At 64.2% G+C, this 14,782-nt stretch carries 13 protein-coding genes; 6 read left to right on the forward strand and 7 right to left on the reverse strand.

Annotated features, from left to right (window positions below; all coding sequences use genetic code 11):
- Nucleotides 1–236: 236 nt before the first annotated feature.
- From pcaF to FCU66_RS06790, 3 genes are read right to left on the reverse strand one after another with little or no spacing between them, the layout of a single operon-like run.
- Complete coding sequence (gene pcaF / locus FCU66_RS06780; protein ID WP_136621970.1) at nt 237–1,442, reverse strand: 3-oxoadipyl-CoA thiolase; 1,206 nt, start codon at nt 1,440–1,442, stop codon at nt 237–239.
- Between the two features lies 1 nt (nt 1,443).
- Nucleotides 1,444–2,244: a CoA-transferase subunit beta gene (locus FCU66_RS06785; protein WP_136621971.1), complete on the reverse strand. Its 801-nt coding sequence runs from the start codon at nt 2,242–2,244 to the stop codon at nt 1,444–1,446.
- Nucleotides 2,241–3,098 (reverse strand): CoA transferase subunit A, encoded by an 858-nt coding sequence (locus tag FCU66_RS06790; protein ID WP_136621972.1) that lies wholly within the window; start codon nt 3,096–3,098, stop codon nt 2,241–2,243. Before FCU66_RS06790 ends, FCU66_RS06785 begins: the two co-directional genes overlap by 4 nt.
- Before the next feature lie 119 nt (nt 3,099–3,217).
- Here FCU66_RS06790 and FCU66_RS06795 point away from each other — a divergent pair, with 119 nt between their 5' ends.
- Nucleotides 3,218–3,988: an IclR family transcriptional regulator domain-containing protein gene (locus FCU66_RS06795; protein ID WP_136621973.1), complete on the forward strand. Its 771-nt coding sequence runs from the start codon at nt 3,218–3,220 to the stop codon at nt 3,986–3,988.
- A 180-nt stretch (nt 3,989–4,168) separates the two neighbouring features.
- Here FCU66_RS06795 and FCU66_RS06800 read toward each other — a convergent pair whose 3' ends face one another.
- From FCU66_RS06800 to FCU66_RS06815, 4 genes are read right to left on the reverse strand one after another with little or no spacing between them, the layout of a single operon-like run.
- Nucleotides 4,169–5,470 carry an NAD(P)/FAD-dependent oxidoreductase gene (locus FCU66_RS06800; protein ID WP_136621974.1) on the reverse strand — a complete coding sequence of 434 codons (1,302 nt, stop codon included), beginning with the start codon at nt 5,468–5,470 and terminating at the stop codon, nt 4,169–4,171.
- Between the two features lie 2 nt (nt 5,471–5,472).
- Nucleotides 5,473–6,855: a glutamine synthetase family protein gene (locus tag FCU66_RS06805; protein WP_136621975.1), complete on the reverse strand. Its 1,383-nt coding sequence runs from the start codon at nt 6,853–6,855 to the stop codon at nt 5,473–5,475.
- Nucleotides 6,856–6,860: 5 nt separating this feature from the next.
- Nucleotides 6,861–8,144 (reverse strand): nucleotide disphospho-sugar-binding domain-containing protein, encoded by a 1,284-nt coding sequence (locus FCU66_RS06810; protein ID WP_136621976.1) that lies wholly within the window; start codon nt 8,142–8,144, stop codon nt 6,861–6,863.
- A 10-nt stretch (nt 8,145–8,154) separates the two neighbouring features.
- Complete coding sequence (locus tag FCU66_RS06815; RefSeq protein ID WP_136621977.1) at nt 8,155–9,093, reverse strand: GntR family transcriptional regulator; 939 nt, start codon at nt 9,091–9,093, stop codon at nt 8,155–8,157.
- A 241-nt stretch (nt 9,094–9,334) separates the two neighbouring features.
- On the opposite strand from FCU66_RS06815, the gene FCU66_RS06820 reads away from it, so the two are divergent.
- From FCU66_RS06820 to FCU66_RS06840, 5 genes are all read left to right on the forward strand, one after another.
- Nucleotides 9,335–10,399, forward strand: coding sequence for a polyamine ABC transporter substrate-binding protein (locus FCU66_RS06820; protein ID WP_136621978.1), 1,065 nt, complete (start codon nt 9,335–9,337; stop codon nt 10,397–10,399).
- Nucleotides 10,400–10,758: 359 nt separating this feature from the next.
- Entirely contained in the window at nt 10,759–11,601 is an 843-nt protein-coding gene (locus tag FCU66_RS06825; protein ID WP_136621982.1) for an ABC transporter permease, read from the forward strand.
- Nucleotides 11,594–12,388, forward strand: coding sequence for an ABC transporter permease (locus tag FCU66_RS06830; protein WP_136621979.1), 795 nt, complete (start codon nt 11,594–11,596; stop codon nt 12,386–12,388). Before FCU66_RS06825 ends, FCU66_RS06830 begins: the two co-directional genes overlap by 8 nt.
- Nucleotides 12,385–13,458, forward strand: coding sequence for an ABC transporter ATP-binding protein (locus FCU66_RS06835; RefSeq protein WP_136621980.1), 1,074 nt, complete (start codon nt 12,385–12,387; stop codon nt 13,456–13,458). The genes FCU66_RS06830 and FCU66_RS06835 overlap by 4 nt, the downstream gene beginning before the upstream one ends.
- A 12-nt stretch (nt 13,459–13,470) precedes the next feature.
- On the forward strand, nt 13,471–14,745 hold the full coding sequence (locus FCU66_RS06840; RefSeq protein WP_136621981.1) for a glycosyltransferase: 1,275 nt from the start codon (nt 13,471–13,473) through the stop codon (nt 14,743–14,745).
- The last annotated feature ends 37 nt before the right edge of the window (nt 14,746–14,782 follow it).

A 14,782-nucleotide genomic window follows, 5' to 3' on the forward strand; every position in this document is an offset into this window, starting at 1 on the left:
ATCCGGTTCGGACACCGGCATCCTCTCCCCGTATAGTGACGGGGAGAGGGGCACTGTCGTCGACGCTTTCGCAAATCACCAGCGTTGCAAAGAGGGCGCCGAGGTTGCGGCCAGCCCACTTCTCCCCGTCACTATACGGGGAGAAGTGCCCGGCAGGGCGATGAGGGGCAGCGCTAACTTCGACAATTGATAGCCACCGCTACGGGCGGCATTATTTTCATCTAGCGACGCCCCGCTCAAACCCGTTCCAACGCGATGGCGATGCCCTGGCCGACGCCGATGCACATGGTTGCCAGCGCATAACGGCCGCCGCGCTCGCGAAGCTCCAGCGCCGCCGTGCCGGAGATGCGGGCGCCCGACATGCCCAAGGGATGGCCGAGCGCGATGGCGCCGCCATTCGGGTTGACGTGTTCCGCATCCTCGGCGATGCCGAGCTGGCGCAGCACGGCGATGCCTTGCGAGGCAAAGGCTTCGTTGAGCTCGATGACATCGAACTGTTGCGGCGTCAGGCCAAGCCGCGCGCAGAGTTTTTGCGTCGCCGGCGCCGGGCCGATGCCCATGATGCGCGGCGCCACACCTGCGGCGGCCCCGCCGAGGATGCGGGCGATCGGCGTCAGGCCGTATTTCTTGATCGCTGCCTCGGATGCAACGATCAGCGCCGCCGCCCCGTCATTGACGCCGGAGGCATTGCCGGCCGTCACCGTGCCGCCCTGCCGGAACGGCGTCGGCAACTTGGCCAGCGCCTCGACCGTTGAGCCCGCGCGCGGATGCTCATCCTTTGAGATGACCACCGGATCGCCCTTGCGCTGCGGGATTGTCACCTCTGTGATCTCTTTCGCCAGCCTTCCATTGGCTTGTGCCGCAACAGCCTTGTCCTGGCTGCGCACGGCAAAGGCGTCCTGGGCCGCGCGGGAGACGGCAAAATCCTCGGCGACATTCTCGCCGGTCTCCGGCATCGAATCGACGCCATACTGCTTCTTCATCAAAGGATTGACGAAGCGCCAGCCGATGGTGGTGTCGTAGATCTCGGCATTACGCGAGAACGCCGTGTCGGCCTTGGGCATGACGAAGGGCGCCCGGCTCATCGATTCGACACCGCCCGCGATCAACAGTTCCGCTTCGCCGGCCTTGATGGCGCGCGCGGCAATGGTCAGCGCATCCATGCCGGAGCCGCACAGGCGATTGACTGTCGAGCCTGGAATCTCCTTCGGCAAGCCGGCCAGCAGCAGCGCCATGCGCGCCACATTGCGGTTGTCCTCGCCGGCCTGGTTGGCGCAGCCATAGACGACATCGTCGACCGCCTGCCAATCGATGCCGGAATTGCGCTCGACCAGCGCCCTTAGGGGTATCGCGCCGAGGTCATCGGTGCGCACTGAAGACAGCGAACCGCCAAAACGGCCGATCGGTGTGCGGATGTAGTCGCAGATATAGGCCTCGGCCATGTCATGCAGCCTTTGCTTTTCCGGTTCCCTCATGCGCCGCCTTGGTGCGGGCCTGCAGGTCGCGCAATGTCTTCAATTCGAGTTCGCTTGGTGGCGGCGTTTCGTCAAGCGCCTCGGTGAACTTAACCACCCAGCCACAGGTGTCCTGCACCTGCTGGCGGGTGACGCCGGGATGCAGCGACACGACGGTGAATTCCTTGGTCACCGGATCCGGCTTCCAGATGGCGAGGTCGGTGATCAGCAAGGTCGGGCCGGCGGTCTCGATGCCCAGCCGTCTACGATGGTCACCACCCTCGCCATGGCCGAAGGAGGTGAAGAAGTCGATCTTTTCGACCATGCCGCGTTTGGTTTGCGCCATGGTGATGTAGATCTCCTTCGACGACGTCGCGATCTCCGGCGCGCCGCCGCCGCCGGGCAGCCTGGTCTTGGGATGGAAGTAGTCGCCGATGACCGTGGTATTGATGTTGCCGAACTTGTCGAGCTGCGCCGCACCAAGGAAGCCGATCGAGATGCGGCCGCCCTGCAGCCAGTAGCGGAACATCTCCGGCACAGCGACGGTGGTGACGGCGGTTTCGCACAATTCGCCGTCGCCGATCGACAGCGGCAGCACGTCGGGCGCGGTGCCGATCGTGCCGCTCTCGTAGATCAAGGTGATGTCGGGCGCATGCGTCAGCCGCGCCACATTGCAGGCAGCGGACGGCGCGCCGATGCCGACGAAGCAGACATCGTCATTCCGCAGCGCGCGGCTGGCGGCGATCGTCATCATCTCGTTGGGGGTGAAACCCAATGGATTGTCGCTCATGCCGCTTTCCTCAGATGCTCTACACGGGCCTCGAAATCGTCGGCGCTCTTCTCGATGACGTTGGCCTGCATCCACGCCTGGAATTTTTCACGGTCGGCGGCGATCTCGTCCCATTCGAGATAGGCGGCATTGTCGCGCGCATAATAGCCATGCGCGTAGGAAGGATGCGATCCGCCCGGCACGACGGATATCGCCGCGATCGTCCAGCGCGGCAGCACCGTCAAATTGGGGTGCAGATCGTCGAAATTGTCGACCACTTCCTCGACCGTCACCACCGCGCGTTTGGCCGCCAGCACCGCTTCCTTCTGGATGCCGATAATGCCTTCGACCAGCACATTGCCTTTCCGGTCGGCCTTCTGCGCATGGATGAAGGTGACATCAGGTCGGATCGAAGGGACGGCCGCCAGCACCTCGCCGGTGAACGGACAGGTCACCGACTTGATGTTTGGATTGACCGCCGCGAGGCCAGCGCCACGATAGCCACGGAACACCGCGCAGGGCAGACCGGCCGCGCCTGCCTCATAGGCGTTGGCCATGCCGGCATGGCTGTGCTCCTCGATCTCGATCGACCGGGGAAAACCGTTCTCGATGGCGTCGCGGGCGCGTCGCAGCAGGCCGACGCCGGGATTGCCGACATAGGAGAAGACGATCTTCTTCGCCATGCCCATGCCGATCATCTGGTCGTAGATCAGGTCCGGCGTCATGCGGATCAGGGTCAGGTCGCGAAACCCCTGGCGGATCGCCTCATGCGCCGCCGCCGTCGGGATCAGGTGGGTGAAGCCCTCGAAGGCAACCGTGTCGCCGCTGTTCAAATTCTCCGCAACGGCCTGTTTGAGCGGCAGGAACTTGACCATCGCATCGGCTCCGGGTTGAGAAAGTTCGTATTGTGAACATATGTTTTACATGCGATACTTTCTACGTTGAATGGGTGCTCGGAGTCAATCCTGACGCGATGCCGTTCCGCGGAGACAAGATGGACGAAGAGGCTGTTTCCCGTGATCAAGTCGGCTCGCTTGAGCGCGGCCTTGCCGTCATGGAGATCCTGGCCCGGCATCCCTCGGGGATGACGCTGACCGAAATGGCCGAGGAAGCTGGCCTGACCCGCGCCGGCGCCCGCCGTTTTCTGCTGACGCTTGTCGCCACCGGCTATGCAACACAGGCTGGTCGCCTGTTCTCGCTGTCGCCGCGCCTGCTGACGATCGCCCGCACCTGGCTTGGCGGCGCCTCGTTATGGACCTTCGCCGCCCCCATCATGCGCGCGGTGGCAACGCAATTGAACGAGGCTTGCTCGGCAGCGATCCTGTCTGGCCAAGATGTCGTCTATGTCGCCCGCATTCCTGGCCGGCGCATCCTCAGCGTGTCGCTCGATGTCGGCACCAGGCTGCCGGCCTATTGCACCTCGATGGGGCGCATCCTGCTTGCTGGTCTGACGTCCGGGGAATTGGACGCATTCCTCGGCCAGGTGACGATCGAGAGGCGGACGCCGAAGACGATCACCGATATCAGGTTGCTGGCCGACGCCATCGGCAAGGCGAAAGCGGACGGCTTTGCCATCGTCGACGAAGAACTGGAACTCGGCCTGCGCTCGATCGCCGTGCCGATCCGCGACCGCGCGGACCGTACAGTCGCAGCAATCAATGTCTCGACCCAGTCGGCGCGCTTTTCGGTGGCGGAGATGGAGCGGGAGATCCTGCCCGCGCTGCTGGAGGCCAGGCAGCGCATCGAGGATTTCTTTGTGGTTTAGTACGGTATTCTCACCCGCCAAATCGCAATTGCCGCAGCGTGCAAAGTCCATGCGTCGGCGGGACAGCACCCCCTCTGGCCTGCCGGCCATCTCCCCTTGCGGGGGAGATGTCCGGCAGGACCGAGGGGGGTGTGAAGGATCGCTACGGGTACTATTTCGTGCCGTTGCAGCAACACACCCTCAATGCTTGATCCGATCCCGCATCGCGTACCACAGCATGCCGAGCACATAGAGCGGGCCGCGCAGCGCCGTGCCGCCGGGGAACGGCATCGGCGTCAGCGTCGAGAACAAATCGAGCCGCGAGGCGTCGCCCGTGATCGCTTCGGCCAGGAGCTTGCCGGACAGCGTCGACAGGATGACGCCCTTGCCGGAATAGCCATGCGCGAAATAGACCTCGCCATAGTGCCCGACATGCGGCAGGCGCGACGTCGTCACCGACACCAGCCCGCCCCAGGCATGGTCGATGCGGCAGCCCTGAAGTTGCGGAAAGGTGGCCTCCATGTGCGGCCGCACGAAGCCGGCAATGTCGGCCGGCGGTGACGGCGTGTAGCGCTCGCCGCCGCCGAACAGCAGCCGCCCATCCGCCGACATCCGGTAATAGTTGACGACGAAGCGTGTGTCGGACACCGCGACATTGGCCGGGATGACGTTGCGTTTGCCCTCCAGCGGCTCGGTGGCGACGATGTAGTTGCCGACCGGCATGATGCGGCTGTTGACGCGCGGCTCCAGCCCATTGAGCAACGCATCGCCCGCCAGCACGACATGCCTGGCCCGGACCGAACCCTTTGATGTCGAGACGCGGATCGAAGGCTCACGCTCCAGCCGCACGGCCACCGAATTCTCATGGATGGTGACGCCTGCCGCGACTGCCGCGCGGGCGAGGCCGAGCGTGTAGTTGAGCGGGTGCATGTGGCCGCCAAGCGGCTCGTACATCGCGCCATAATAGGGCGTGTCGACCTTGCCGCGAGCTTCAGCCGCCGACAGGATTTCGGCATGCGGGAACTTCATCACCGTGGCCAGGCATTCAGCCTCTTCCTCGAGATCCCTGAGATCGGAGCTGTTGACCGCGCCGACGAGATGGCCGGTGAGCCTGAGATCGCAATCGATGGCGTGACGCTCGATGATGTCGAGCACCAGCCCGCGTGCCTCGAAGGCAAGATCGAACAGCACCTTTGCCCGTTCGGGGCCGTAGAGCTTGACCAGACCCTTGGCGCCCTTGCGCAGGCCCGGGATCATCTGGCCGCCATTGCGGCCCGATGCGCCCCAGCCGATCTTGCCGCCTTCGAGCAGCACAACTTTCAACCCGCGTTCGGCGGCGTGAAGGGCGGCGGACAGGCCAGTGCAGCCGCCGCCGACCACCACCAGGTCGGCGTCGACATCGCCAACGAGCGCCGGATGGTCCGGCGCGGGATTAGCGGTGGCGACATAATAGGATTTGCCGATATCGAGGCCCGAATTGAAACCCGTTGAACTGGACGCCATGATCACACCTTCAGCAAAAGGTGGTCGCGTTCCCAGCTCGTCACCACGCCCTGGAACAGGTCGAGTTCGACGCTCTTGACGCGCAGATAGGTCTGGAAGAAATCCTCGCCGAGCAGTTCCCGCACCGCGTCGCAAGCAGCGAAGCGGTCCAGCGCCTCCTCCATGGTTTTCGGTAGCGTGCTCTTGATCTTGTAGGCATTGCCCGTGGCTTCCGCCGAGCGCGCCAGTTTCTGTTCGACGCCGAGATAGCCGGCAAGCAGCGAGCCTGCGATCGCCAGATAGGGATTGGAATCCGCACCCGGCAGCCGGTTCTCCACCCGCCGCGCGGCGCGGCCACCGGCCGGCACGCGCAGGCCACAGGAGCGGTTGTCATGCGACCATTCGATGTTGGCCGGCGCGCTGTGGTTCGGCCTTATGCGGCGGAACGAGTTCACGTTGGGCGCGAACAGCGGCATGATTTCGGGGACATATGTCTGCAAGCCGCCGATGAAATGGCCGAACATCTCGGTGTCGGCATCGTCGTTGCCGGCAAACAGCGTCTTGCCGGCCTCGTCGATGACGGACATGTGTAGATGCATCGAGCTTCCCGCCTGGGCCGCGATCGGCTTGGCCATGAAGGTCGCATGCATGCCGCTCTGCTGCGCGGCCTGGCGCGTCAACCGCTTGAACAGCAGCACCTTGTCGGCCAGCGGCAGCGCATCGCCATGCAGGAAGTTGATCTCCAGCTGTGCCGTACCCGATTCATGGATCAGCGTGTCGAGCGGCAATCCGGCCGCCGCCGCGTAGTCATAGATGCGGCGGATCACCGGCTCGAACTCCTCCAGCGCCGCCATGTCATAGGGATGCTGCACGGTCTCGGCTCGGCCATTGGCGCCGACCGGCGCGGTCAGCGGACGGTCGGGATCGGGATTGGGCGCGGTGAGATAGAATTCCACCTCCGGCGCCACAACCGCTCGCCAGCCGCGCTTGGCGTAGAGGTCGAGCACGGCGCGCAGGACATGGCGCGGCGAGGCCATCCATGGCCGGCCGTCCATATGGAAGGCATCGGCGAAGACATAGGCCTTGCCAGCACCAGCGCCGGGCGCCAGGCAGAGCGTCGAAACGTCGGGCACCATGCGCATGTCCGGGTCCGAATAGGCAAAACCCTCGTCGATCGAGCCGGAATAACGGCCGTCGATGCTGACCAGGAAGGCGCTGCTCGGCAGATAGAGCGCGCGATCTTCCAGCGCCTGAAGGAATTTGGCCGTCGGCAAGGCCTTGCCGCGCAGCACGCCGTTCATGTCGGGCACCAGGCACTCGACTTCGTTGATCCCGTGCTGGGCCAGCCAGGCTTTGGGATCGGTACCGCTAGAGAGCGAGGTGTTCGTCGTGATTGTGTCAGGCATTTCGTTCATGTCCGTATCAGAGAGAGTATGGCTTGCGCGGCCACATCCGTTCCGGGTTTCAGCGCCATTTGGGCTGCATTGTCCCTCAGGCGGGCGCGCATGGCATCGTCGGCCAGCAGGCCGAGAATGGCTTTCTCCAATACTCCTTCGGTCCAGGCGTCACGGCCGATATGGTCACCGACGCCGGTCTCTCCGGCGCGGCGGGCATTGTCGTGCCCGTCCCAGCAATAGGGCATGATCAGCGACGGCACGCCGAAGCGCAGCGCTTCGCAAAAGCTGTTGTTGCCGCCGTGATGGATGAACAGATCCGACTTCGCCACCACCGAGGGCTGCGGAAACCAGGCGTCGAGATAGACATTGTCCGGCACCGCGCGATAGGCGTCGCGCAGGCCGCCGGCATTGACGATGAAGCGCGCGGGCAGCCTGTCGAACACCGCCAGCATGCGCTCGATCAGGCCGACATCCATGGCGCCCAGGCTGCCGAAGCTGACATAGACCAGCGGCCCGCCATTGCGCGGAAACACCGGCACCTCGAACGGCCCTTCCGAACGCACGCAGCCTTCGAGATAGACGAAGCGCGTGGGGTCGAGCGGCTCGGCGCGCTCGCGGCGCACGATCGTCGGTGTCAGCAGCAAATTGAGGTCGGGCGACGTCTCGAGGAACAGGCCCTTGGGCAGCGGCGCCAGGCCGGCATCCATCCGAAAGCGGTTGAAGCGGTCATGCGCCGGCGCTGAGGCGCTGAGATAGCGGGCCTCGAACGCCGCGCGTTGTGGGTCGTCCACGCCAAGCCCCGACAGATAGGGTGGCACATTAGCGTCCGGCAGCTCGGTCTCGGCGCAGGAGACGACGCGCACCCAGGGGCAGCCTGCGGCGGCGATGGCCGGGAACATGATGACATTGTCGAGCACCACCGCATCCGGCTTCAGCCGCGCCAGCAATTGGCGCAGCGGCGCTTCGGCGTTGACCGCGGTGTCAACGATCGCCTGCCAGGTCGGCGCGACATAGGTTTCCAGCTGGTCGATCGGGCTCAGCCTGAAATGCGGCAGATGGCGGCGCACGAAAGCCTGCCAGTAGCTCTGGCGCTCGCTATCGCTCAGCGGCTCGTCGGTCGGCAGCTGATATTCCTGGAAACCATAGTCGGCAAAGACGCCGGAGAAGCCGGCATGGCAGATGAAGACGGGCCGGGCTCCCTTGGCACGCAAAGCCTGCGCGATCCCAACGCAATTCAACGCCGCGCCGAAACTGGCTTCGGGGAACAGCGCGATGGTCGGGCTGGCTTTACGCGTCAATTAATCCTCGTCAATCCGGCCGGCTGATCATGCCGAACAGGGCGGGAGCCCCGCGACTGGCCGCTTGCGGTCGCTGGTTGCGGGAGAGCCGCAGGTGGATGCGAAGCAGATCGGCCGCCACCTCATACTGCCGGCTTTCGAGATGGTCGAGTATATTCAGGTGTTCGCGCAGCGATTGCCGCAACCGGAAGACGTTGACGCCGGCATAGATGCCGGGCAATCGGCGCAGCCTGAGGTGATCGGCCAGCGCGTCGGCGACAAAGCGGTTGGCGCAGCCTTCGGCGAGCATGCCGTGAAAATCGATGTCCAGCCGCTGGAACTCGCGTGTGTCGAATGCGGCGTCCGGCAGCGCCACCAGCGCTTCCATGCCCTGGCGCAACGTCGCCGCCCGCGCGCCGTCCAGCCGGAAGCCCGGCGTCAGGATGGCCGCGGGCTCCAGCAGCATGCGGAACTCATAGCTGTCGCCTTGCGCCTCCGGATCGTCGGGGGTGCGCCGAAACAACCAGGACTGGCCAGGCGCACGGTCCAGCAGATTCTCTTCAGTCAGTTTGTTGAGCGCTTTTAGTACCGTCTTGCGTTCGGCACTGTACCGCCGCATCAACCCCGCGACGGTCACCGTCTGGTCCAGCCGCCGCGCCGACCGGTCGCGCAGGATCGCCTCGGCCAGCTCGTCCTCTTCGGCAGCGGGCAATTCCGTGGCGATCGAAGCCTGCGCGGTGAGGTCGATTGCCAAATGATACCCGGAATCCGCCTCCCAGCGTACGACGCCGCGCTCCGCGAGCAGGCCGAGCGCCGCCCGCACCGGGGTGCGGGAAACATTGCACAGCGAGGCGATCTGCTGCTCCGGCAAGCGGGCGCCGGGCTCGAAACCGCGCTGCCGCGCCACATCCAGGATGCGCTGCGCCAGATCGAGATGGTTGGTGCGAGGTCGTCGGGCTGCGGCTTGCATGACTGGTCCAGTGGAAAACGAGATGACCGCATTGATTTGACCGATCGCCCGCGCGGACGCAATCGGCCAGATTCCTCGGTCGCTTGACAAATTATGGATTGACGTACTTTTTTCTGCAATAGTACTGTCAGGACAATCGGCGAGAAAAAAGACCGAGGGAACAGGATCGAGGCAGCGGCACGGGTCGCAGGCGTTGGTCCGGCGAATGAAATTCGACGATCAACCGGAATGGGAGTCTGTCATGACCGCTACCAGCCTGCGGCGCCGTGCGCTGAAAACATCTTCAATCGCACTTGGCCTGGCCTTGGCGCTGTCCGCGCCGGCGATGGCTGCCGACCTCGTCATTTCCAACTGGGACGGCTACATGGCGCCCGACGCCATGGCCGCCTTCAAGACCGCGACCGGTGTGTCGGGCGAAGTGGTGGTGCACGCCACCAATGAAGAGATCATGGGCAAGCTCATCGCCGCCGGCGGCAAGGGCTATGACGTGGTCTTCGTTTCCTCGCCCTTCGCCGAGGTGCTGAACAAGCTTGGCCTGACCGAGCCAATCGACCACGCCAAGATCCCGAACCTCACCAATCTCTATCCCGAGGCAACCAAGCTGCCGCACGATGTCGGCAACGCCTTCTCCGTCCCCTACACCTGGGGCACGACCGGCCTCTGCTACCGCTCGGACCTGATCAAGACCGCACCGACGAGCTGGAGCGACCTGCTTGCGCCTTCCGATGAGTTGAAAGGCAAGACCACGATGTTGGCGACCGATCGCTGGTTGCTCGCCGCCGGGCAGCTCGACAAGGGCTATTCGGTCAACGAGACTGACCCGGCCAAGATGGCCGAGGTCAAGAACCTCTTGATCTCGGCCAAGAAAACCCTGCTCGCCTATGACGACACCACCTTCTATTCGAAGCTGGTGTCCGGCGAGGCGCTGATGGTGCAGGCATGGGATGGCTGGTGCAATTACGGCATCGCCGAGAAGCCCGAGATCAAGTACGTCATTCCCAAGGAAGGTTCGGACCTGTGGGTCGACACGATGGTGGTGATGAAGGCCTCCGCCAACAAGGACGCCGCCTTCCAGTTCATCAACTTCATGCTCGACGCCAAGAACCACGCCTGGGCGGCACAGAACATCGACTACAAGGTGCCGAACAAACCGGCCATGGAAAGCCTGCCGGCCGATTTCCTGGCCAAATTCCCCAACATGGCGATGCCGGTGGCAGAGCTCGTCAAATTCGAGCAGTTGCGCGACGTCGGCGACGCCCAGCGCGACTATTCGAAGATCGTCAGCGAGATCAAGGCCGCGCAGTAGGGACCGTCCAACAGCATCTTGGAATTAAGCTTGCGTTCCGTGTCGCCCCCCTCTGGCCTGCCGGCAATCTCCCCCTCAAGGGGGGAGATTGGCTGGCTTGCAGCCTTTCGCCAATTTTCAGCGTCGCACCCCCTCATCCGGCTGCTTCGCGGCCACCTTCTCCCCGTGGGGGAGAAGAGGAAAGCGCTGGCACTGGCCACCTCCTCTCCCCTCGGGGAGAGGTCGGATTGCCCCGAATTGCCCTTCGCAATTCGGTTGGCAATCCGGGTGAGGGGGCAACTGCCGAGACACCATTTCGATGCAGTTGAGATGATCGGCAGGGGTGCGGCGTGACGCGGACCTCCCGTTCCTCCTTGCTGATGGCCCCGGCGCTGGTCTGGCTGACTGCGCTGATGGTGGTGCCGTGCGCGCTGGTGCTGGCGCTCGCCTTCTTCCGGCGCGGCATCTATGGCGGCATCGAATACACCTTCACGCTGGAGAATTTCGGCCTGGTCTTCGACCCGCTCTATGCCAGCATTTTCCTCAACTCGGCGCGCATCGCCGGCACCGCGACCTTGATCGCGGTGGTGATCGGCTATGCCGCCGCCTACGCGATATCGGCAGCCCCGCGCCGACTGCAGCCGGTGTTCCTGTTCTTCGCCGTGCTGCCGTTCTGGTCCAACTACCTGATCCGCACCTATGCCTGGATCGTGCTGCTCAACCGCGAAGGCCTGATCACCCAGTTGCTGCGCTGGTTCGGCTACACCGGCGAGCCGCCGTCGATGCTCTACACCGAAGGCGCCGTCATCGCCGGTCTGGTCTACAACTATTTGCCCTTCGTCATCCTCGCCTGCTACGCGCCGCTGTCGCGGCTCAACCCGGAACTCGCGGAAGCCTCGCGCGACCTGGGCGCTTCGGCGATCACCACGTTCCGCCGTGTCATCCTGCCGCTGACCGTGCCCGGCATCGCCGCCGGCGCGGTCTTCGTCTTCGTGCTGTCGATCGGCAATTTCGTCACGCCGGCCCTGCTCGGCGGCGGCCGCTTCCAGATGATCGGCAATCTCGTCTACGACCAGTTCCTGACCGCCAATGACTGGCCTTTCGGGGCGGCACTCGCCATGGCGCTGATCGCCATCATGCTTCTGGTGCTGATGGCGCAGGCGCTGGCCGCCAATCGCGCCTCCGGCCGCACCGCGCAAGCCGGCGGAGACACCGATGGCTGAGCGTTCTCCCGCCACGCGGCGCGCACTCTGGCTCGTGCTCAGCCTCGTCTTCGCCTTCCTCTACATCCCGATCGCCGTGCTGGTGGCGCTGTCCTTCAACGAAGGCGGGTTGCCGACGGCATGGTCCGGCTTTTCGCTGAAATGGTATGCCTCGCTGGCCTCGAACAGCGCGATCCTCTCCGCCGCGCTTAACACGCTGATCGTGGCGCTGGTCTCGACGGCAATAGCCACGCTGCTCGGCACGCTGCTGGCGATCGGCGTCGAGATGCGCCGGCAATACGGCAAAGGCCTCGAAGCGCTGATCTTCGCGCCGATGATCATTCCCGACATCGTACTGGCGATTGCGCTGCTCTCGTTCTTCTCCATGCTCAACCTGACCATGGGGCTGCACACCATCATCCTCGCCCATGTCGTCTTCAACCTCGCCTTCGTCTGCTCGGTGGTGCGCGCGCGACTGAAGAGTTTCGACTGGTCGATCGTCGAAGCGTCCGCCGATCTCGGCGCCTCCGCGCTCACCACCCTCAGGCGGGTGACCTTGCCGGTCATCGCGCCGGCGGTGATCGCCGGCGCGCTGCTCGCCTTCACGCTCTCGGTCGACGAGTTCATCATCGCCTTCTTCACCGCTGGCGCCGGCCGCGCCTCGACGACGCTGCCGATGCAGATCTACGCCATGATCCGCTTCGGCATCACGCCGGAGATCAACGCGCTGGCGACCATCGTCATGGCGGTCTCGATCACCGCGCTGACCCTGTCGCAGCGACTCAACCGTGGGGTCATAGGCCAATGAGCGAACCGCGCACGCTGCTGGCCATCGACAAGGTGTCGAAGAATTTTGGCCGGGTGACGGCTGTCGACGGCATCTCGCTCGATATCCGCGAGAATGAGTTCTTCGCTTTGCTCGGACCATCGGGCTGCGGCAAGACCACACTGCTGCGCATGCTGGCCGGATTCGAGACGCCCAATGACGGGCGCATCCTGCTCGATGGGCGCGACATCGCCAGGACCCCGCCCAACAAGCGGCCGGTCAATCTGATGTTCCAGTCCTACGCGCTGTTCCCGCATATGAGCGTCAGGGCCAATGTGTCCTACGGCCTCGAAATGGAGCGCTTGCCGGCCAAGGAAATCCGCTCCCGCGTCGACGCCATCCTGGCAACCACCGAACTCGTCCCCTTCGCCGACCGCAAGCCGGAGCAATTGTCGGGCGGCCAGAAGCAACGCGTCGCGCTCGCTCGCGCGCTGGTCAAGCGGCCGCGGCTGCTGTTGCTCGACGAGCCGCTCGGCGCACTGGACAAGAAATTGCGCGGCGCCATGCAGCTGGAATTGAAACGCCTGCAGCACGAGGTCGGCATCACCTTCGTCATCGTCACCCACGACCAGGAGGAATCGCTTGTGATGGCCGACCGCATGGCGGTGCTGAAGGACGGAAAGCTGCTGCAATGCGACACCCCGCACGCCATCTACGAGCACCCCGCCGACCGTTTCGTCGCCGACTTCATCGGCGTGATGAATTTTGTGCCCGGTAAAGCCGACACCGATGGCGTGGTGGCCGCCAACGGCATGCGAATATCAGGCAAGGTTCCTGCCACGCTTTCGCCGGGCGCTTCAGCCATGGCTTCTGTGCGGCCGGAGCGTATCCGGCTGTTCCCATCGGGTGAGACCGCCAACCGCACCACCGGCACGGTCGAGGCGCTGGCCTATCAGGGGCTGGATCTGCAGCTGCATGTCCGCACGCCCCTGTCGCCAAAACCGTTCCTGGTGCGCGTCACCGCCGACGCTGCCGACCGCAGGCCGGTCGCGTCGGGCGACCAGGTCGAACTGGGTTGGGACGCCGCCGATGTCAGAATTTTCGCAGAATAGAGGAGAAGCTTGATGGCGCAGAAGACGATCGCGTTTTTTCCAGAAGCGGCCTACGGCCCGGCGCTCAATTCCGTCGGCATTGCCCAGGCCGTCGAGGCGCGCGGCCACAAAGCGGTGTTCCTGTCCGACCCCGGCTTTGTCGATGTCTACAAGGGCTACGGCTTCGAGGCGCATCCGGTGAACCTGTCCGAGCCGATGCCACCCGAGCAGATGGCCAAGTTCTGGGAAGACTTCATCAACGGCCACATCCCGAACTTCCGCAAATCGCCTTACGACCAGGTCGACAATTACGTCAAGGATTGCTGGACGGCGATCGTCGACAGCGCCAAATGGGCGCAGAAGGATCTGCCGCGCGTTCTCTCAGCCGTCAAGCCGGATATCATCTGCGTCGACAACGTCATCCTGTTTCCGGCGATCAAGCAGTTCGGCAAGCCTTGGGTGCGCGTCATCTCCTGCTCGGAAAACGAGATCGAGGATGAGGACATCCCGCCGCATCTGTCGGGCTGCGGTGAGAACGATCATGCCGGGCACCAGCGCTACCGCGACCACTTCAATGCCGTCATCAAGCCGATCCATGACGATTTCAACACCTTCCTCACCGCCAACAACGAGGCGCCCTATCCGGTCGGTCAATTCTTCGAGGCCTCGCCCTATCTGAACCTGCTGCTCTATCCCGAAGCGGCGAAGTTCAAGCGCCGCCATCCGCTCGACCCGGCGAAGTTCCAGTATCTGGAAGGCTGCGTGCGGCAGGAGAAGCCGTACACGGTACCGACCTTCGCGAAAAACAATGACGGGCCGCTGCTCTATGTCTCCTTCGGCAGCCTCGGCGCCGGCGATGTCGAGCTGTTGAAGCGCATCATCGCGACACTGGACAAGACGCGCTACCGGGCGCTGGTCAATGTCGGCGGCTACAAGGACCAGTACACCGACGTGCCCGGCAATGTCATCGTCGACAGCTGGTTCCCGCAGCCTTCGGTCATCCCGCAGGTCGATGCTGTCATCCACCATGGCGGCAACAACTCGTTCACCGAGTGCCTCTATTTCGGCAAGCCGGCCATCATCATGCCCTATGTCTGGGACGGCCACGACAACGCCACGCGCGTCGAGGAAACCGGCCACGGCTTCGGCATGCCGCGCTACGACTGGACCGATGCCGAGCTGATCGAGAAGATCGAGGCCTGCCTGACAGACCCGGCGATGAAGGCCAAGCTGGCAAAGACGTCGGCACAGATGCACGCGCAGAACGGGCCGGAGAAAGCGGCCGGGTTGTTGGAGGCGCTGCTGTGAGGGATATGTCGAGCCTGAGCACCCCCCTCTGGCCTGC

It is taken from the genome of Mesorhizobium norvegicum, assembly GCF_004919685.1.
GTDB classification, from domain to species: Bacteria; Pseudomonadota; Alphaproteobacteria; order Rhizobiales; family Rhizobiaceae; genus Mesorhizobium; species Mesorhizobium norvegicum.

Bases quoted from the DNA above. Each gene is read 5' to 3' on its own strand.
- FCU66_RS06820 (WP_136621978.1), top strand. From the start codon at position 9,335: ATGACCGCTACCAGCCTGCGGCGCCGTGCGCTGAAAACATCTTCAATC.
- pcaF (WP_136621970.1), bottom strand. From the start codon at position 1,442: ATGGCCGAGGCCTATATCTGCGACTACATCCGCACACCGATCGGCCGT.
- FCU66_RS06790 (WP_136621972.1), bottom strand. From the start codon at position 3,098: ATGGTCAAGTTCCTGCCGCTCAAACAGGCCGTTGCGGAGAATTTGAAC.
- FCU66_RS06785 (WP_136621971.1), bottom strand. From the start codon at position 2,244: ATGAGCGACAATCCATTGGGTTTCACCCCCAACGAGATGATGACGATC.
- FCU66_RS06795 (WP_136621973.1), top strand. From the start codon at position 3,218: ATGGACGAAGAGGCTGTTTCCCGTGATCAAGTCGGCTCGCTTGAGCGC.
- FCU66_RS06800 (WP_136621974.1), bottom strand. From the start codon at position 5,470: ATGGCGTCCAGTTCAACGGGTTTCAATTCGGGCCTCGATATCGGCAAA.
- FCU66_RS06830 (WP_136621979.1), top strand. From the start codon at position 11,594: ATGGCTGAGCGTTCTCCCGCCACGCGGCGCGCACTCTGGCTCGTGCTC.
- FCU66_RS06835 (WP_136621980.1), top strand. From the start codon at position 12,385: ATGAGCGAACCGCGCACGCTGCTGGCCATCGACAAGGTGTCGAAGAAT.
- FCU66_RS06840 (WP_136621981.1), top strand. From the start codon at position 13,471: ATGGCGCAGAAGACGATCGCGTTTTTTCCAGAAGCGGCCTACGGCCCG.
- FCU66_RS06815 (WP_136621977.1), bottom strand. From the start codon at position 9,093: ATGCAAGCCGCAGCCCGACGACCTCGCACCAACCATCTCGATCTGGCG.
- FCU66_RS06825 (WP_136621982.1), top strand. From the start codon at position 10,759: ATGGCCCCGGCGCTGGTCTGGCTGACTGCGCTGATGGTGGTGCCGTGC.
- FCU66_RS06805 (WP_136621975.1), bottom strand. From the start codon at position 6,855: ATGCCTGACACAATCACGACGAACACCTCGCTCTCTAGCGGTACCGAT.